The organism is Flavobacterium weaverense, assembly GCF_003688495.1.
GTDB classification, from domain to species: Bacteria; Bacteroidota; Bacteroidia; order Flavobacteriales; family Flavobacteriaceae; genus Flavobacterium; species Flavobacterium weaverense.
Window position 1 is genome coordinate 63172 of the sequence record NZ_REFH01000008.1, and the last position, 19982, is coordinate 83153.

At 33.0% G+C, this 19982-nt stretch carries 18 protein-coding genes; 7 read left to right on the plus strand and 11 right to left on the minus strand.

Going from position 1 to position 19982, the window contains the following annotated elements:
- Positions 1–113 precede the first annotated feature (113 nt).
- Positions 114–656: a hypothetical protein gene (locus BC961_RS03940; RefSeq protein WP_121924563.1), complete on the plus strand. Its 543-nt coding sequence runs from the start codon at positions 114–116 to the stop codon at positions 654–656.
- Positions 657–702: 46 nt separating this feature from the next.
- On the opposite strand, the gene BC961_RS03945 is transcribed toward BC961_RS03940, so the two are convergent.
- Positions 703–1056, minus strand: coding sequence for a hypothetical protein (locus tag BC961_RS03945; protein ID WP_170151283.1), 354 nt, complete (start codon positions 1054–1056; stop codon positions 703–705).
- Between the two features lie 123 nt (positions 1057–1179).
- Positions 1180–2154, minus strand: coding sequence for a polyprenyl synthetase family protein (locus BC961_RS03950; RefSeq protein WP_121924565.1), 975 nt, complete (start codon positions 2152–2154; stop codon positions 1180–1182).
- Between the two features lie 262 nt (positions 2155–2416).
- Here BC961_RS03950 and BC961_RS03955 point away from each other — a divergent pair, with 262 nt between their 5' ends.
- The 6 genes from BC961_RS03955 (at position 2417) to BC961_RS03980 (ending at position 10393) form a co-directional block, all read left to right on the plus strand.
- Complete coding sequence (locus BC961_RS03955; RefSeq protein ID WP_121924566.1) at positions 2417–2938, plus strand: YceI family protein; 522 nt, start codon at positions 2417–2419, stop codon at positions 2936–2938.
- A 157-nt stretch (positions 2939–3095) separates the two neighbouring features.
- Positions 3096–3692, plus strand: coding sequence for a TetR/AcrR family transcriptional regulator (locus tag BC961_RS03960; RefSeq protein WP_121924567.1), 597 nt, complete (start codon positions 3096–3098; stop codon positions 3690–3692).
- Positions 3692–5056 carry a TolC family protein gene (locus tag BC961_RS03965; protein ID WP_121924568.1) on the plus strand — a complete coding sequence of 455 codons (1365 nt, stop codon included), beginning with the start codon at positions 3692–3694 and terminating at the stop codon, positions 5054–5056. Before BC961_RS03960 ends, BC961_RS03965 begins: the two co-directional genes overlap by 1 nt.
- A 4-nt stretch (positions 5057–5060) precedes the next feature.
- The gene (locus BC961_RS03970; protein ID WP_121924569.1) at positions 5061–6128 is read left to right on the plus strand and encodes an efflux RND transporter periplasmic adaptor subunit; all 1068 of its coding nucleotides are present in this window, start codon (positions 5061–5063) and stop codon (positions 6126–6128) included.
- Positions 6129–6198: 70 nt separating this feature from the next.
- The gene (locus BC961_RS03975) at positions 6199–9369 is read left to right on the plus strand and encodes an efflux RND transporter permease subunit (protein WP_121924570.1); all 3171 of its coding nucleotides are present in this window, start codon (positions 6199–6201) and stop codon (positions 9367–9369) included.
- 385 nt (positions 9370–9754) lie between these two features.
- Positions 9755–10393 (plus strand): hypothetical protein, encoded by a 639-nt coding sequence (locus tag BC961_RS03980; protein ID WP_121924571.1) that lies wholly within the window; start codon positions 9755–9757, stop codon positions 10391–10393.
- A gap of 119 nt (positions 10394–10512) precedes the next feature.
- Here BC961_RS03980 and BC961_RS03985 read toward each other — a convergent pair whose 3' ends face one another.
- From BC961_RS03985 to nuoH, 9 genes are all read right to left on the minus strand, one after another.
- The gene (locus BC961_RS03985) at positions 10513–11229 is read right to left on the minus strand and encodes a DsbA family oxidoreductase (RefSeq protein WP_121924572.1); all 717 of its coding nucleotides are present in this window, start codon (positions 11227–11229) and stop codon (positions 10513–10515) included.
- Between the two features lie 175 nt (positions 11230–11404).
- The gene (locus BC961_RS03990) at positions 11405–12397 is read right to left on the minus strand and encodes a Gfo/Idh/MocA family protein (RefSeq protein WP_121924573.1); all 993 of its coding nucleotides are present in this window, start codon (positions 12395–12397) and stop codon (positions 11405–11407) included.
- 277 nt (positions 12398–12674) lie between these two features.
- A complete protein-coding gene (locus BC961_RS03995; RefSeq protein WP_121924574.1) occupies positions 12675–14045 on the minus strand; it encodes an NADH-quinone oxidoreductase subunit N in 1371 nt (456 codons plus the stop codon).
- Between the two features lie 12 nt (positions 14046–14057).
- The gene (locus BC961_RS04000) at positions 14058–15500 is read right to left on the minus strand and encodes a complex I subunit 4 family protein (RefSeq protein WP_121924575.1); all 1443 of its coding nucleotides are present in this window, start codon (positions 15498–15500) and stop codon (positions 14058–14060) included.
- Between the two features lie 8 nt (positions 15501–15508).
- Positions 15509–17392: an NADH-quinone oxidoreductase subunit L gene (nuoL, locus tag BC961_RS04005; RefSeq protein ID WP_121924576.1), complete on the minus strand. Its 1884-nt coding sequence runs from the start codon at positions 17390–17392 to the stop codon at positions 15509–15511.
- A gap of 6 nt (positions 17393–17398) precedes the next feature.
- Positions 17399–17719, minus strand: coding sequence for an NADH-quinone oxidoreductase subunit NuoK (gene nuoK, locus BC961_RS04010; RefSeq protein WP_121924577.1), 321 nt, complete (start codon positions 17717–17719; stop codon positions 17399–17401).
- Between the two features lies 1 nt (position 17720).
- On the minus strand, positions 17721–18260 hold the full coding sequence (locus BC961_RS04015) for an NADH-quinone oxidoreductase subunit J family protein (RefSeq protein WP_121924578.1): 540 nt from the start codon (positions 18258–18260) through the stop codon (positions 17721–17723).
- Positions 18260–18805 (minus strand): NuoI/complex I 23 kDa subunit family protein, encoded by a 546-nt coding sequence (locus BC961_RS04020; protein ID WP_121924579.1) that lies wholly within the window; start codon positions 18803–18805, stop codon positions 18260–18262. The genes BC961_RS04015 and BC961_RS04020 overlap by 1 nt, the downstream gene beginning before the upstream one ends.
- A gap of 122 nt (positions 18806–18927) precedes the next feature.
- Positions 18928–19980: an NADH-quinone oxidoreductase subunit NuoH gene (nuoH, locus tag BC961_RS04025; RefSeq protein WP_121924580.1), complete on the minus strand. Its 1053-nt coding sequence runs from the start codon at positions 19978–19980 to the stop codon at positions 18928–18930.
- Between the last annotated feature and the right edge of the window lie 2 nt (positions 19981–19982).

A 19982-nucleotide genomic window follows, 5' to 3' on the forward strand; every position in this document is an offset into this window, starting at 1 on the left:
TTATTGAATATATTCTTTTTGTTAAATAGTTTAGCAAAAGTACAACAATACAATAAATTTCTAATTTATTTTAGGATACATTTACATTGAATATCGTTAAAAATTAAAAACTCATGAAAAAGAATTACTTTTTGAATGATTGTAAATCATTTTTAGTCATATTAACCGTGTTTCTTTCAAATTTTATGTTTGCACAACGAAATAGTTTACCACCGCCAGTGGAAAATCAATTTTGGAAAAACGTACAATTTGGAGGTGGATTGGGTCTTGGTTTTGGATCTGGTTATACAGACATTTCAATAGCTCCTAGTGCTATTTACAACTTTAATGAATATGCTGCTTTGGGATTAGGTGCTCAGTACAAATATCTAAAGCAAAAAGATTTTTACGCGTCAAACCTATATGGCGGCAGTATCATAGGATTGCTTAATCCTATTCGTGCCATACAAATTTCAGCAGAATTAGAGCAATTGCGAGTTAATGTAAATCTCGAAGGTTCTAATAGCAATTCACAAGATTACTGGAACACCGCTTTATTTATTGGAGCAGGATATCGATCTGGGAGCGCGACTATTGGAGCTCGCTATAATGTCTTAGACGATAAAAATAGCATTTACGGTAGTGCTTTTATGCCTTTTGTTAGGGTATATTTCTAAGTCAGTTATATATTAAAGCGCTACTTGTTTAAGGAATTTTTGAGTTCTAGCGGTATTTATTTCTAAACCATACTTTTTGCCATTCTCTCTTTAAAACCAAGAATGAAACTTGTTCTGCTAGAATAACAAGATCGGAACCATCAAGTTTTTTTATTTCATCCTCAGACACATCGATGATGTATAATAAATTGAGATATTCAGCAAATTTATACTGGATAAGTCGGTATATTTTTTCGTGGAGTTGAATTTTTAATTCGTTAGGTGTAATACTTAATGGAAAATCAACTGCTTCGTTAGCAAGATTGAAATCCTTATTTAGCTGTTCCACCAACTTAAGATATAAGGTTTCTTTTTCCGCTTCTGAAAGCAATGAATCCGTATTAATTGGAGCTATATACATGATTGATTTAAATTAAAAACGAATTCAAATTTGCGCATTTTAATACATTTTTCAAGAGTAAGTTCTAATAAGCAACTTGTGACGGAGAATAATTACTTCTTATTTGAAATAAGATATAAATATTTAAACCATTCTACCCATTAAGTTCTCACCAAAATCTTTCAAAATTTCTTTTTTATCAGCGCTAATATTCATCTTTTCTAAGGTTTGAAAAGCTTTATAAGTAAAATCGTGAATAGCATCTTGTGTCGCTTTAGAAGCACCTGAAGTGTTAAAAAGTTCTTTTACAACCTCTATTTTTTCTGTACTATCTTCAGGATGAATCGAAAATAATCTACTCAATTCAGCTGCATCTTTTTCATTAGAAAAAGCCATTGCCTTTAAATATAAATACGTTTTTTTATTTTCGATGATATCACCTCCAACTTGTTTGCCAAAAGTTTCTGGATCACCAAAAGCATCTAAATAATCATCTTGCAACTGGAAAGCTAAACCTAAATTCAATCCGAAATCATAAATTAAATTTGCGTTTTCTGTCGAAGCATCAGCAATAATTGCACCCATTTTCATAGCTGCGGCAACTAATACAGCAGTTTTGTACTGTATCATTTTAAGGTATTCTGGAATGGTAACATCTGTACGACTTTCAAAATCTACATCCCACTGTTGGCCTTCACAAACCTCAAGAGCAGTTTTACTAAACAATTTTGCTAAATCTCTAAAAATAGCAGGTTCATATTGTTCAAAATATTGATATGCTAATATCAACATGGCATCTCCAGATAAAATACCAGTGTTTAAATCCCATTTTTCATGTACTGTTTCTTTACCTCTTCGCAATGGTGCATCATCCATTATATCATCATGCACTAATGAAAAATTATGGAATACTTCAACTGCTAACGCTGCTGGCAATGCTCTTTTATAATCGGCATCAAATATCTCAGCAGTCATCAAAGTAAGTACTGGACGAATTCTTTTTCCTCCAAGATCTAAAATATAATGAATGGGCTCATATAAATTCCTAGGTTCTTTTGATTCGTACTGTGATTGTAAATAATCTGAAAGAAATTCTTGATACTGAAATATGCTGTGCATTTTGTTTTATTTAAAGTTTAAAGTTTAAAAAGGTTGAAACTGAATGACTTTTTTCACTTTATCTACTGCAAAGAAACTCAAAAAACTTCAAACTTTAAACTTTAAAATTTGAGAAATGTTAAAATTAAAAAAATACGTTGGAAACTTCTTTGGTATTCAAAGTTTCCTAATTACATTTGCAGAAAATTTTAACAATTGGGGTAATAGCTTTTTATTTCGAATAGCATTCAACCCATTATATTCTTAACGTAACAATCATATTATGAAAACGAAGTGGACAATTGATTCAAGCCAATCAGACGTTCTGATCAAAATGAGACATTCAATAATAGCCTATTTAGCCGGAACAATTAATAAATTTGATGGTCACATTGATATTGACAACAATGAAATAGCAGACGCTTCGATTCAGTTTTCATTAGACGTGAATAATAAAGACACCAAATTAGAGCAAATAGACAGCCATTTAAAAATGAATGATTTGTTTGACGTTAATGAATACCCTATAATCAGTTTTAAGTCTACTTCATTCGAAAAGATAAATAAGAACATCAATTTTCTAAAAGGAAATCTAACGATAAAAAACATTACTGGACCAATTGAGCTTGATGCCGAATTCATGGGAATAAATGCGTACGATGGCGATGCTAAAGCAGCTTTTGAAATTACAGGTAAAATAAACAGGAAAGATTTTGGTCTTACTTATAATTCTTTTAATCAAAATGGAGGATTAGCATTAGGACAAGATATTAAGCTGATTGCCAATTTAGAATTTACTGCTTAAAAAATCAACATTAATCAAATGTTAAATAATTACAAAATAAAAGGAAACTATTTTAGTGTTTAAAGTTTCCTTCTTACATTTGCACCCAATTTAACAACCATTTGCCATAAATTTTAACTCAATTTAAAAATACTGATATTATTTCAGGACAAAAAAAATGAAAGAAAAAATTATATCTAAAGCAAGCGAAATGTTTTTAAAACTCGGTTTTAAGAGCGTTACCATGGATGATATTGCTGGTGAAATGTGTATTTCTAAAAAAACAATTTATAAATATTTTTGTAACAAAGAATTACTTATTGAAGAAAGCACCACAACAGTTCACAAGGAAATCCATGAAATTATCAATACTATAATTTCAAAAAATTATAATGCAATTGAAGAGAATTTTGAAATTAGAAAAATGTTTAAAGAGATGTTCCAATCATCAGATGACTCTCCTATTTATCAATTAAAAAAACATTATCCTGAAATTTACGAAATTGTTATTGCAAGAGAAATTAATGAGTGCAATACGACGTTTGAGCAAAACATCATAAAAGGAATTCAACAAGGATATTACCGCGAAAACATAAATATCAAAAATTACATTCAGTTTTATTACAATCTTGTTTTCACGATAAAGGAAAACATAAGTTCCGAAAAAGAAGGACAGCAAATAGAACTTGAAGTTTTAGAATACCACACTAGAGCAATGGCTACGCCAGCTGGAGTCATCGAATTAGAAAAACAATTACTAAACTATACTAAATAATGAAGAGAATAATTTTAATCGCAATTCTGACATTAGGCCTATCGGTCCAATCTCAAAATTTGAGCAACACTGGATCAGGTCCAGCAAAAACGTTGACATTAAAGGACGCAATCAACTATGCCTTAGAAAACAAAGCTGATGCTAAAAAATCTAAATTACAAGTTGAAAATAGTGAATACCAAATTCAAGAAGTTCGCTCTAGAGCTTTGCCTCAAATTTCTGCTAATGGAAGTTTGACTTACAATCCAGTATTGCAAACTACAGTAATTGATGGATCAGCTTTTGGTCAGCCAGGAACAACTATTCAAGCTTCTTTTGGACAAAAATGGAGTTCTACTGCTGGTGTGTCTTTAACACAAGCTATATTCGATCAGTCTGTTTTTACAGGTTTGAAAGCCGCAAGATCAACTAGAGAATTTTATCTTATAAATAATCAGTTAACTGAGGAGCAAGTAATCGAGCGAGTAGCAAATAATTATTACCAAGTTTATGTTCAAAGACAAAAACTAACTGTTATTGATAGCACGTTTAAAAACACTACTAAAGTTAAGGACATCATCAAAGGACAATTTGACAATGGTCTAGCTAAGAAAATTGATTTAGACAGAATATTGGTTAAAATTTCAAATATCAATACGATGCGTCAGCAAGTATTGAATGCAGTACAAATACAAGAAAATGCATTGAAATTTTACATGGGAATGCCAATCGAAATACAAATCGAAATTCCACAAACTGCATTTGAAGTAAGTCCGCAATCTCTATCTGAGATTCCAGATACTACTAATAGAACTGAATATTTGTTGATGAAAAAACAAGAAGAGCTTTTGACCTATCAGAAAAAAGCAATTGAAGCAGGTTACTATCCTACTCTATCATTAAGTGCTGGATACAATTACATAGGTCAAGGTCCAAAAATGCCAATTGGTGCAAAACCATCAGATGGGGTTTATTGGTCTGATTTCTCTTCTATTGGTTTAAACTTGAGAGTTCCCATTTTTACTGGTTTCAGCACTCGTGCTAAAGTAAGACAAGCAGATGTGGATTTAAGATCTCTTAAAGTTGGTATTGATGACACAAAATTAGCGCTTGATTTGGCGTTCGCCAATGCTAAAACGCAAATTGACAACAGTTTGATTACTATAAACAATCAAAAAGATAATGCACAATTAGCTAAGGAAGTTTTAGACAATACAAGAAACAACTATATACAAGGATTAGCTTCATTAACAGATTTATTGGATGCAGAGAATTCATTAACAGAAGCACAAAACAATTATACCTCTGCAATACTAGAGTACAAACTAGCAGAAATTCAATTAATCAAATCTAAAGGAGAATTAAAATCATTATTAAATAACTAAGAACATGAAAAAAATTATAATAACCGTAGTAATTATTGCAGTAACTCTTGGAGCTATAGCTTTAGTTTTAACAAATAACAAAAAAGAAAACGAAGCGAAAATAGCTGTTGTTGCAGAGAAAAATGCTGCTGTATCGGTTAGAATTGATACCGTGAAGACACAAGAAATTTCTCTGGATTTCTCTTCTAATGGAAATTTTGAGCCAGTACAAGAATTAAAATTCTCTGCTGAAAAATCCGGTAAAATAACAAAGGTTTTAGTTAAAGAAGGTGATTATGTTTCAGTAGGGCAAACGCTAGCAATTGTAAGAAGCGATGCTATCAATGTAAGTGCACAAAATGCAAATGCTGTATATCAAAACGCTGCTTCAGATTATAGCCGATTTGAAAATGCTTTTAAAACAGGTGGTGTTACTAAACAGCAATTAGACCAAGCTAAACTAGCAATGGTAAACGCTAAATCTAATTTAACTCAAGCTAATATCAACGTAGGAGATACAAGAATTAAAGCTCCAATAAGTGGTTACATCAATGCTAAGTATATTGAAGTAGGATCTATTGTAACAGGAATGCCTGCGACTCAATTATTTGACATTGTAAATGTTTCTAGATTAAAACTAAAAGTAAATGTTAGCGAAAGCCAAGTTGCAAGTTTGAAAGTAGGAAGCGCAACTAATGTAAAAGCGAGTGTTTACCCAGATAAAACTTTTTCAGGTAAAATTACCTTTATTGCTTCAAAAGCAGATGAGAGTTTAAATTTTCCAGTTGAAATTGAAATCGCAAACAATTCTTCAGCAGACTTAAAAGCAGGAATGTATGGAACTGCAGAATTTGCATCAAACAGACAAAAACAATCATTGAAAATTGTACCAAGAAATGCATTTGTAGGTAGTGTAAGTAGCAACCAAGTTTTTGTGATCGAAAATGGAACTGCTAAACTAAAAACTGTAACTGCTGGTAGAATCCTGGGTGACCAAGTTGAGATTCTAGATGGATTAAATGATGGTGAAACTGTAATTATTACAGGTCAAATTAACCTTCAAGACGGAACGAAAGTGGAAATTATAAAATAATTCATAAAGTCAAAAGTCTTAAAGAAACCGCTTAGATCCTAAAGCTCTAAGCTTAAAGCAAAATATAAATATGAAATTAGCAGAAATATCCATAAAACGTCCGTCGTTAATAATTGTATTATTTACAATATTAACACTTGGTGGGTTGTACAGTTACAGCAATTTGGGTTACGAATTGATTCCGAAATTTGAAACTAACGTAATTTCGATTGCCACTATTTATCCGGGTGCTTCACCAAATGAGGTAGAGAGCTCGGTGACTAAAAAGATTGAAGATGCAATTGCTTCATTGGAAAACATTAAAAAAATAGATTCTAAATCATACGAGAGTTTATCTACAGTTGCCATTACATTGACTTCTTCAGCTGATGTAAACGTTTCGATGAATGATGCGCAACGTAAAATTAACGCTATTATTAGTGATTTACCGGATGATGTGGAGACACCTTCTTTGAGTAAATTCTCATTGAGTGATTTACCAATTATGACTTTAGGCGCCTATGGAAAAATGGACGAAGCTGCTTTTTACGATTTGATCGATAAAAAGTTAGTTCCCGTTATTTCCCGTGTGCAAGGAGTTGCGCAAGTAAACATCATTGGAGGTCAAGAAAGAGAAATTCAAGTCAATCTTGATGCAGCAAAAATGCAAGCTTATGGACTTTCAGTTTTACAGGTACAGCAAAATGTTTTATCCTCTAACTTAGATTTCCCAACAGGAAATATTCAAACGAGAGAGCAAAAAATATTAATTCGTTTAGCTGGAAAATATAAAAGTGTTGACGAGTTAAGAAACCTTATCGTTTCGTCTAAAAACGGAATTCAAATCCGTCTTAAAGACATTGCTGATGTTCAAGATACACAGAAGATCACTGAAAAAATAGCGCGTGTAAACCAAAAAAGCGCAATAGTTTTACAAATCATCAAACAATCGGATGCCAATGCGGTTGCAGTAAGTGAAGAGGTAATCAAAACAATTGCTAAACTAGAAAATGAATACAAAGCGAATAGTTTAAAGCTTGAAGTAGCCAAGGACAGTACTGTTTTTACGTTAATGGCTGCTGATGCGGTTGTACACGATTTACTTATTGCAGTTCTTTTAGTAGCTCTAGTAATGTTGTTTTTCTTGCACAGTATTAGAAACTCGTTGATTGTAATGATTACGATTCCAGCTTCGTTAGTTGCGACTTTTATTGGAATTTACTTGATGGGTTATACTTTGAACTTAATGAGTCTATTAGGACTATCGCTCGTTGTAGGTATTCTGGTGGATGATGCCATTGTAGTATTGGAAAACATTTACAGGCACATGGAAATGGGCAAGAACAAAGTGCGTGCTGCTTATGATGGAACAGCAGAAATTGGTGGAACCGTAGTTTCGATTACTTTAGTAATTGTCGTAGTGTTTTTACCTATTGCATTGAGTACAGGATTAGTTTCAAACATTATCACGCAGTTTTGTGTTACTGTAATTATATCAACATTACTATCTTTATTAGCTTCGTTTACGATCATTCCTTGGTTGTCTTCACGATATGGTAAATTAGAACATATTCAGGGTAAAAATCTTTTTGGACGTGTTATTCTTGGATTCGAAAGTTATTTAACTCGTTTTACAAACTGGATTTCTGGATTGTTAACGTGGTGTCTAGACCATTATATTAAAACTATTTTAGTGGTATTAGTATTATTCTTTGGTTCTACTATCGGTTTATTAGGTGGTGGTTTTATTGGTGGTGAATTCTTTGCTGCGTCAGATAGTGGTGAGTTCTTAGTTCAAATTGAAATGCCAAAAGACGCTTCACTAGAACAAACCAACTTCATGACTCAAAAAGCAGAAGCTTTTTTAAGCAATGAAGAATATGTAGCAAGCCAAATTGCAACCGTAGGTCAAACTAGTGGTGGACTTGGAGCTGCTCAAGCAACAGCTTACAAATCTGAAATCAACGTGAAGATGGTTGAATTAGACAAACGCAGCGAGCCTGCAAATGTTTATGCAGCCAAAACGAAACGTAAATTAGAAAAATTATTAGTAGGTGCTAAAGTTAAAACGGTTCCAGTTGGTATTTTAGGAACTGCTGAAGATGCGACTTTGAATTTAATTGTAACGGGTACAGATGTTGCTAGCGCAATGAAATTTGCGAAACTAGCAGAAAAAGAATTATATACAATTCCAGGAGCAACAGAGATTGAATTATCAGTTGAAGATGGAAACCCAGAAGTAAACGTAAAAGTAGATAGAGATAAAATGGCTGCACTTGGATTAAGTCTTCAAAGTGTGGGTATGACAATGCAAACTGCTTTTAGCGGAAATACTGATGGACGTTATAGAGCTGGAGAATATGAATATGAAATTAACATTAAGTACAATGCTTTCGATAGAAAAAGTATTACTGATGTTAGTAATTTAATTTTCATTAATGAGTTAGGTCAACAAATCAAACTAAATCAATTTGCTACAGTAACTGAAGGTTCAGGTCCAAGTAACTTAGAACGAAGAGATAAATCGGCATCTGTTACTGTAAAAGGTCAGAATGTAGGTGTTGCATCGGGAACAATTGTTGCGCAATGGCAAGAGAAAATTGATAAACTTGAAAAACCAGCTGGAGTAAATTACATTTGGGGTGGTGATCAAGAAAATCAATCAGAAGGTTTTGGAACACTTGGAATTGCTTTATTAGCAGCTATTATTTTAGTTTACTTGGTAATGGTATCTTTGTATGACAGTTTTGTGCATCCATTCGTAGTATTGTTTGCTATACCGCTTTCGTTTATTGGAGCGATGTTAGCTTTGGCTTTGACCAATAATACATTGAATATCTTTACCATTCTTGGTATCATTATGCTAATTGGTCTGGTTTGTAAAAATGCGATTATGCTTGTGGATTATACCAATCAACGACGTAAAGCTGGTGAGACAATTAGAACAGCGCTAATTCAAGCGAATCACGCTAGGTTACGTCCTATTTTGATGACTACTATTGCGATGGTTTTTGGAATGGTACCTATTGCATTAGCATCAGGAGCTGGAGCGGAATGGAAAAATGGATTGGCTTGGGTAATTATCGGTGGATTAATTTCCTCTTTATTCTTAACGCTGATTATTGTTCCGGTTATTTACGAAATCATGGAGAAAATTATTGCTAAATTCTCTAAAGGTGAAAAAGTAGATTACGATGTCGAAATGATTGCTGATTACGAGCACAGAGAGTTAAGTGAAGATGGGTTTACACCAAAACATTAATTTCTAATTATAATACTATAAACGACCTATTCATTAATTTGAATAGGTCGTTTATTTTACAAGACATTTTAGTATCTAAAAAATCAAAGTGATATTAATGAAGCGATTTTATAGTACAGAAGTAATCAGTTTAGCTGAATTATTAAAAGAAAATAACGCCTTGCTTTTACTAATTAAATCTTAAATAAAGAATTTAAAAACTTTTAATAAATTTAATAAACAACTGATTTTCAATATTGTAAATGATAGTATTACATTCTTATGATCTAAGCACAGAAACTATGAACTTTTTTATGGCACGCTACTTGAATATGGCTTATCAAATAAGTTGAAAAGCGTAAGCCGAAAAGCTAAAGAGTAGGCAAACATTCAAAATACTTTTATCATGAAAAAAATTACTTTATTAGTAGCTAGTATTTTCCTTTTTGGAGGTAGTGTAGCTAACGCAGCAGAGAGAATCGATTTCTCTGTAATTAAAAAATCTTCAGTAGATTTTAGAAATTCGGAGCCAATTGTATTCACAGAGAGAGGAGTTGAATTCTTCATCTTTCCTGACGGACAACTAGACTTTAACACGCGACCTTCAAACGGACGTGATCACTATTACAAATCAAATAGTAGAGGTGATGTTAATAGAACTTATGGAGCACCTCACAACTCTAAAAACAAAAATTATGGCGTAAAGGTTTTACACGATAATTCTGGTAGAGTTAGACAAGTAGGTAATGTTTTTATTAACTACGATTCTAATGATAGAGTTAAACGTGTAGGTTCTGTTTACATGGCGTACAGCCGTTACGCTTTAGAACAAGTGGGTGGTTTACAAATCATGTACAACCGTAAAGGTCAAATCGTGAATACTATTGGAAGTGTAAATTGCGGTAAAGCGTACGCTTACAATCAAAACAACTATGGTAATAACGATTACGCTAATGACAGAAACAATAATGATGACAACTACTATTACAGAACGGCTAGTCCAAAACTGGTAGGAAATGCAGACATTACAATTATCAAAAGATAGCATGACTAGTAAGCACAGTTAAATAATAGTTTTGAATTAGTTATTAGAATTATTAAAAAAATTCCCGCTGGTATAACAACCAACGGGAATTTTTACATTTAGATCAGTTTATATAGAAATTAATCGCAACCATCAATACCGCAACTATCGCCTTGAGTTTTATTAATTAATGTAACTTTTGATTCAAACTTTCCTTCCTGCCATACTTTTTCAAGTGTTTCTAAAAACGCAGTGGCTGGTTGTGCACCTGAAACAGCATATTTATTATCGAACACGAAGAACGGAACGCCTTGTACACCTATTTCTTGCGCAGTACTAATATCTTTCTTTACATCATCTGAAAAAGCATCTGAGCTTAAAACTTCATCAATGCTTTCAGGATTTAAGCCCACTGAAATTCCTAATTCCTTTAAAGTATCCTTATCGTTGATGTTTTTACCTTCAGTCAAATAGGCTTTAAATAAAAGTTCCTCTAATTCATCAGATAGTGAATGCTTTTTAGCTAAATGTAGCAATCGATGCGCATCAAACGAATTTGCAAGAACAGCTTTTTCAAAATAGAAGTCTAATCCTGCAGTTTTAGCATTTTGAGTCATATTGTCAAGCATGCCTTGAGCCCAGTCAATCCCTTTTCCGTACTTATCAGCAAGATGAGTAACCATATTATCCTCCTTAGAAGCTACGAAACTTGGATCTAACTGATAACTTTTCCATTCAATTTCCACCGCATTTTTATGTTCGAAAAGGCTAAGAGCTTCTTCAATTCTTCTTTTTCCTATATAGCAAAACGGACACATAATATCCGACCAAATTTGAACTTTTAATTTATTTTCCATGTTTATGTCTTTTATCAAAATTAGGATTATTTCTCGAATACAAAATTAACTAATTCCATTTTGAGAGTCTTTGATTTTAGGTTTATATTAGGATAATTTGAAGTGAAACGCTTGAGAATTTAGGCTTATCTTGAGTCTCTTGCTAATCTATAAATGAAATCAAAAATAGGATTAATTAAATTTTACCTACAATTTTGTCCATAACCCAAGCTGTATGAGACGCTGTATTTCCATTAGAAGGATGAATTTCATTTCCGATAAGGTGCACTCGCATATTTTCGACATGATATAATTGTATGTTTTCTGGATTATCAATGAACAAATCAGTTCTACCCTCCTCATTGGATAGCACAACAGACTCCTCATTAAAAACCGAAAAACTAATTTTACCTTTACTCCCAAAGATCTCGACCGTATCTTCACGCATGCTGCAACCAAAATTCCAACTACCTGAACCCGTCACGCCACATTCGTGCAACCAGCAAGCACTTATAGCGTCTTTAGAGGTGTATAATCTTTGTTGGTTTAAACTTATTCCTTTAGCCTCTTTTACATCGCCTAAGAGATGAATAAACAAGTCTAATCCATGACTTGCTAAATCATCAAAATAACCCGCAGTAGCGATAGACTTATCTGTGCGCCAATTGTATTCTCCGGATAAATCTTGAGAGTTTGCCGGTTTACTTAAATGCCATCTTATATGACGTAACTCCCCTATAGCATTACTATCAAGCCATGTTTTAATTTGTTTAAAGCGAGGTAATGATCGGCGATAGTAAGAAACAAACAAAGGGATTTCTTTACTCTTAAAAGCCTCGTAAATATCCAAGCAATCTTGATAACTTGGTGCTAATGGTTTTTCTATGCAGCATATTTTTCCAGCTGCTGCGACTTTAAGTCCATAGAATTTATGAGTATCCGGTGGTGTAGCTATATAAACCGCATCTACTTCGTCATCATTAATCAAATCATCTGCGTTACTGTAATATTTTCTAATCCCATGTCGTTGAGCATAATCTTTTGCTTTACTTTCATCTCTTCTCATTACTGCAACAACTTCAAAACCTTTTGTTTTTTGATAGGCTGGACCACTTTTAACTTCTGTGACTTTACCGCACCCTAAAATACCCCAGCGTATTATTTTCGTATCGTTATCTTCTAGTCTCATGATCAATATATTTTATGTATTACACATTAAAGTAAAAATAGAGTTATTTATTAATTGTTTAACAATAAAACTAGGCTAAAAAGTTTAAAGCCAGAAGCCGACTATTTTACAGAAAATTATAATCCTATTGTTTATTTCTGGTTATACTAAAAAACTACTTCTGAAATTTTTTCGAATTAAGAGATTTCTCCTAAGCACTATAAATCAAGACTATTTAGAAAAGCAAAAAACCATCAAGATTAAACTTGATGGTTTTTTTAAAATTTTAAAATTCAAATTACACCAATAAATCCAACACTGTTGAAGGGAACAGACCTAAAGCGATATTCAATACAATTGCAACAACTGCTACTGCATAAATAACGAATGGTGTTGCTTTTCTTTCTTCGTTTGGCTCTTTAGTGTACATTGCCAAAATTAGTTTGAAATAATAGCCAACACTAATAATAGAGTTTACAACTGCTACTATCACAAGAACTAAGTAACCTGATTCAATTGTATCACTAAACAAGACTAATTTAGCAAAAAATCCTGCAAAAATAGGGATACCAGCCATTGAAAGTAACGAACCAGTTAGTATCGCAGCTAATAAAGGATTGTTTTTTCCTAAACCGTGAAAGTTTACAATATCTTCATTATCTCTATTTTTACAAACGTAAATGATTACGCTAAACGCAGCAATTCCTGATAATGCATACGCAGAAGCATAGTACAACAAACTTCCAGCTGAAGTTGATAAACTCAATAAAGTCATCAGCATAAAACCAGCGTGAGATACACCTGAAAAAGCAAGCATACGTTTTACATTCACTTGGCGCAATGCCATAATATTTCCAACAGTCATGGAAGCCATAGATATAACTACAACAACAATTTTGAACGATTCTGAAATATCAGCGTTCATTACAGATAGTAATTTGTACAAGGAAGCCATAGCAACTACTTTTACTAATGTGCTCATCAATGCAGTAGTTATTGTTGGAGAACCTTCATATACATCTGGTGCCCAAAAGTGAAAAGGAACAGCAGCAACTTTGAATAACATTCCTATTGTCAATAATACAATTCCTATTGGGAACCAAATAGGTAACTCAGCTGATTGGGACATTGCAGCAATATCGCTAACATTAAAACTTCCCATTGCACCGTAAATCATACAGATACCAAAAAGAATAATTCCTGAAGCAAATGAACCCATTAGGAAATATTTCATTCCTGCTTCATTACTTTTTAAATTTAAACGATCACTTGCCGCAAGCACGTACAATGCAATTGACAATATTTCAATTCCTAAAAAGAACATCGCTAAGTTTCCAAAAGAAACCATTGCTACCGCTCCCGAAAGTAAAAATATTTTTATGGCAATGTAATCTGAGATTTTGGATTGATGCTTTTCATAAAAGTTATGACTTAAAGAAACTAAGAAAATAGTAAGGACGATAAACAACGAGGAAAATGCAGTAGAAAATTTACTTACAACAATCATATCGTTATAGTAACTCTCGGTAGAATTAAACTCAGATATAGTTAAACCAAGAACGGCTAACAACCCAACGATTGTTAAAGGCACAATGGCTTTAGTCAAATTGAAAATTTCAAGTAAAAGGCATAAAACACCTAATCCTATTATAGCTATTAATGTATTCATTTTTTTATCTGACTAGTTAATTCTATTAATTTGATTTAAGATTTCTTCTAGACTTGGTGTGATCAAATCTATTATTGGTTTTGGATACATCCCAAAAAACAATAAAACGGCGATAATTGCCACCAATGTAATTCCTTCATTCATACTTACATCAGCAAAAACTTTAGAATTCGTTTCTCCTAACATTGAGTGTTGGAACATCCTTAACATATAGTAAGCTCCTAAGATAATTGTTGTACCTCCTAAAATAGCAAACCAAACATTCACTTGTGATAAGCTATATAATACTGTAAATTCTCCAACGAAGTTAAAAGTAGCCGGCAAAGAAATAGAAGCCATAACTAATATTAAAAACATCGACGTGAATTTTGGAGTTTGAGAACGAATTCCTCCCATTTCAGCAATTACTCTAGTTTCATATCTTCTATATATAATTTCAGCAGTATAAAACAAACCAACTACTACAAATCCGTGCGCAATCATTTGCAAAACTGCACCACGCAATCCATCAAGAGTTAACGTATAAGTTCCAGCTGCAATCAAACCTACGTGTGCAAGTGAAGAATATGCTAGTAATTTCTTCAAGTCCTTTTGTCTCAAAGCTACTATAGAACCATAAATTACTCCTGCAATTCCAATGGCTATAAAAATATATTTATATTCTGAAGCTGCTAATGGAGTAATCGGTAATTGCCAACGGATGATGCTATACAATCCCATTTTAAGCATGATACCAGACAAAAGCATAGTTCCAACAGTTGGTGCTTTTTGATACACATTTGCTTGCCAAGTGTGAAATGGAATTAAAGGAATCTTAATAGCATACGCTAAGAAGAACGCTAAGAAAATCCAAAACTGCTCTGTTGCTGATAAAGTAACTTTATATAAATCTTCAATAAGGAAGCTTCCTGCTTTTTGGTACAAATAAACAAATGCGATTAGCATGAATAATGAACCTGCAAGGGTATAAATAAAGAATTTTACCACTGCCTTTCTACGTTCTTCTACATCTCCATTACCCCAAACTAATGCAATGAAGTAAATAGGAATAAGAGATAACTCCCAGAAAATATAATATAAAAGTCCATCGCTAGCTAAGAATGTTCCCACCATAGCAAACGACATGAAAAGAATTAATGCATAAAATGATTTTGCATTTTTATAATCATTCCCAAAAGAAGAGAAAGTAATAATTGCTGTCAAAACCGTTGTCAATAAAACCATCGCTAATGAGAGTCCATCTGCTTTCAGCGCAAAAGAAACATTAGGTTTTGAAATCCACTGACTGATAAAACTGATGTTTTCACCAAGGTTAAAATGGTTTAATAGTACGATTGAACAACCTGCGGCAGCCAACCCAAAGAACAATGCTACTTTTGAAGCTAGTTTATCGCCCGCTAGAAATGTGACTAACGCACCAACAAAAAGTATAATTAATATTAGAGATACATTCATAGTATAAATTATTGAGCTAAAAATAAATAAGAAATAATGGCACAAAGCCCAATCACAAAAGCAAAAAGATAAAGTCCAATACTTCCGGACTGCAATTTCTTACCTTGAAAACTTATTTCGTTAGTAACTTTCCCAAGTCCAAAAACTAGAGAAGATAAACTTGTTTCTATAGTGTCTCTAAAAAATCCTGACAAAACATTGATTGGTTTAACAATTATAGCGTCATAGAATTCGTCCACGTAATATTTATTATAAAGCACTTTTGAGAATCCAGTAATAGCAGCATCTTCTGCGGGAATAGAATCTTGCTTAATGTATTTGGCGTAAGCCAAACCAATACCAATTAATCCACCAACAACTGCAATAGCCATTAAGATATATTCAGTAGTTCCTAAATGATGAGCCGCTGTTGCTAATTTTGGTAGAATAGGAGTTAAATATTCATTCAACCAGCTGTTTCCAGGTAAGCTAATCAAACCACCTACTGTTGCTAAAATCGCTAAAACAATTAAGGGAAGAGTGATTAGTGATGGGCTTTCATGTAAATGATGTTTTTGCTCTGCAGTTCCTCTAAATTCTTTGAAGAAAGTTAGGAACATCAATCTAAACATATAGAAAGCTGTCATTATCGAAGCTATAGAACCAATTAACCATAAAGGAATGTTGCTGTGAAATGCCACTAACAAGATTTCATCTTTCGAGAAAAAACCTGAAAATAATGGAACTCCTGAAATAGCTAGAGAAGCAATAAGCATTGTTCCAAATGTAATTGGCATTGCTTTTTTCAACCCACCCATATTGCGCATATCTTGTTCGCCTCCCAAAGCATGAATAACAGAACCAGAACCTAAGAACAAACAAGCTTTAAAGAAAGCGTGTGTTATTACATGGAAAACGGCAACTTCATAAGCGCCTAATCCCAACGCTAAGAACATTAATCCTAATTGCGAAACGGTAGAATAAGCTAATACTTTTTTAATGTCATTTTGAACTAATCCAATAGTTGCAGCTACTAAAGCAGTAATCGCTCCAACAACAGCTATTATAGATTGAACATCTGGCGTTAAATCAAACAAGAAATTCATTCTCGTGATCATAAAAATTCCTGCAGTTACCATCGTAGCTGCGTGAATTAATGCTGAAACTGGTGTTGGACCTGCCATTGCATCCGGTAACCAAGTGTATAATGGTATTTGCGCTGATTTACCACAAGCTCCAATGAATAGTGCAAACGCAGCAGCTGAAAGCCAATACATATTTAAATCTGTAGCTCCAGAAATTCCTATTTTTAAAGTAGAGAAATCTAAAGTGTTGAATAACATTCCCAGAATGAAAATCCCAATTAGCAATCCTAAATCTCCAATTCTGTTCATGATAAATGCTTTCTTAGCCGCATCATTGAATTCTTGGTTTTTATACCAAAACCCAATCAATAAGTAAGAACAAAGACCTACGCCTTCCCAACCAATGAACATTACTAATAAGTTACTTCCTATTACAAGTGTAATCATGAAAAACACAAACAGATTCAAATAGGCAAAAAAGGTATGCATCTTTTCATCGTCATGCATGTAACTAATAGAATAAAGGTGAATCAAAGATCCTATTCCAGTTACAAAAAGCAACCATAAAATAGATAATTGGTCTAATAGAAAACCAAAGTCTACTTTAAAATTACTGATTTGGATCCAATCAAATAATTGAATTTGAATTGGTTCTTTTGAAGCGGTTATTTGTCCAAAGAAATAAAGTGAAACAGCGAATGAAACTGCAACAGTTAATGTCCCAATTATTCCAGCTACTGTTTTTCCTAAACTTTTCCCGAAGAAAATATTAATTAAAAACCCTAAAAAAGGAGCTAATAATAAGAGTAAAGATAAATTTGTATTCATTATAGTTTATCCTTTTAAGTTTTTTAAATTGTCTATTGTAATCGAGCCAACATTCCTAAAGATAGAAACTAGAATTGCCAATCCTACTGCAACCTCTGCCGCAGCTACCGCCATAGAGAAGAAAACAAAAACTTGTCCTTCTGCATCTTGATGATAAGTTGAAAATGCTACGAATAATAAACTCACTGCATTCAACATAATTTCTATTGACATAAATACGATAATGGCATTTCGTCTATATAAAACTCCAAAAACACCAATACAAAAAAGTATTACGCTTAGGAATATATAATTTTCAATACCAATTTGGTTTAAAATATTATTCATATTACTTTTCTAATTTTTCTTTTTTAGACAATAAAACACTTCCTATCATTGCTACTAAAAGTAATACAGAAGCAAATTCAAATGGAACCATATATTCATTAAGGAGTACTTTCCCTAATACCTTTATAGATTGATAATCTTCACCCGTTGAAGTGTATTCACCCACAATCGGTTTTGAATTGATGAAAATGGCAATTAAAATCAAACTAATTAAAACAAAAGAAACAATTGCTCCTAGTCTTGTAATCCTAGGTCTGTGAACTTCTTTTTTCTCATTCAAATTCATCAACATTATGGTGAACAAGAATAAAATCATAATGGCACCAGAATAAACTATGATGTGAACTATTGCTAAAAATTGAGCATTCAGTAAGAAATAGTGTCCTGCGATAGAGAAAAAACAAATCACTAGGTAAATAGCACTGTGAATTGGGTTTCTACTGTAAATAGTTAAAAATGCAGTTAATAATGTTATAAATGCTAATACACAAAATATAATTTGAACAGCAGATGCATTTGCAAAATCAGGAATATTGATCATTATTTAGCGTTTTTTAATTGAGCATTTTTCATTGCGATATCTAATGGCATGACCAATTTATCTTTTCCAAAAATAAAATCTTCTCTATCATAACTTGAGGGTACAAGCAATTTAGAAGTCGTCAAGTAAATAGCATCTTTTGGACATGCTTCTTCGCATAATCCACAGAAAATACAACGCAACATATTTATCTCATATATTGAAGCATATTTTTCTTCTCTGTACAAGTGCTTTTCGTCTGGCTTGCGTTCCTCAGCTTTCATTGTGATTGCTTCGGCAGGACATGACAAAGCACACAATCCGCAGGCAGTACAATTTTCTCTACCTAATTCATCACGCTTTAATTGGTGTTGACCTCGATAAACCGGACTCATTTCACGTACTTGCTCTGGATACAAAATCGTAACCTTTCTAGTAAATAAATGCTTGATTGTGATTATCATTCCTTTGACAATCGCAAGGAGATACATTCTTTCTAAAAAAGACATCTCTTTATTAGAGACTACTTTTTTTCTTCCCGATAAGGATATACTTTCTATTGACATTTTTTATTTTTATTTGAAGCTTATTCCTGCTCCCGATGCTTCGGGAAGTTTCAATCTTTATTTCGCTATCGCTAACATAAAGGATTTCCACTTCTATCAGGGCTACTGCTTTTTGGTGCTAATTAAAATCCTAAATAAGCAAAAATTTCTGCTCTCAAAATTACTATTCCAGTTATCATGATATTTACAATCGCTAATGGAATTAAGATTCTCCAACCCAAATGCATCAATTGATCATATCTAAATCTTGGTATCGTCCAACGAACCCACATGTAAAGGAAAATGAAACCACATATTTTAACAAATAGAGCCCCTATTCCTATTACATTGGCAATATTTACACCCCAGTTTTCTACTGCCCAACTCATTCCTGGATAGTTGTAACCACCAAAGAATAAAACAGCGAGAATAGTAGAGGAGATAAACATATTTGCATATTCAGCAAATAAATAGAAACCCATTTTCATCGAAGAATATTCTGTATGATATCCACCAACTAATTCTGTTTCACATTCCGCTAAATCAAAAGGAGTTCTGTTTGTCTCTGCAAAAGCACAGATTAAGAAAATAAAGAAGGATAATGGTTGGTAAAAAACATTCCAGTTCAATCCAGCCTGTTGTGCTGAAATCTCTCTTAAACTTAAAGTACCAGTCATCATTAATAAAGCAATCAATGAAAGTCCCATTGCTACCTCATAAGAAATCATTTGAGAAGCGGCACGAACTGCACCAATCAATGAGAATTTATTATTAGAAGCCCATCCACCAATCATGATTCCGTAAACACCTATTGACATTACACCAATAAGATATAATAATGCAACATCGATATCGGTTGCTTGAAGAATAATATCTCTTCCAAAAAGGTGAAATTTGTCTCCCCAAGGAATAACGGCACTAGTCATTAATGCTGTTGTCATTGCAAGAGCAGGTCCCGTAAAAAACAAAAAGCGGTTAGGGGTATCAGGCTCAAATTCTTCTTTAGCAAACAATTTTAAACCATCAGCAAGTGGCTGTAATATTCCACCTTTTCCAGCTCTGTTAGGACCGATACGATCTTGAAGCCAAGCGGCTACTTTTCTCTCAGCTAATGTAGAGTACATCGCCATTAACATTGTAATTGCAAAAACAACTAAAATGATAACGCTTTTCTCTATAATTAAAGTACTATCCATTT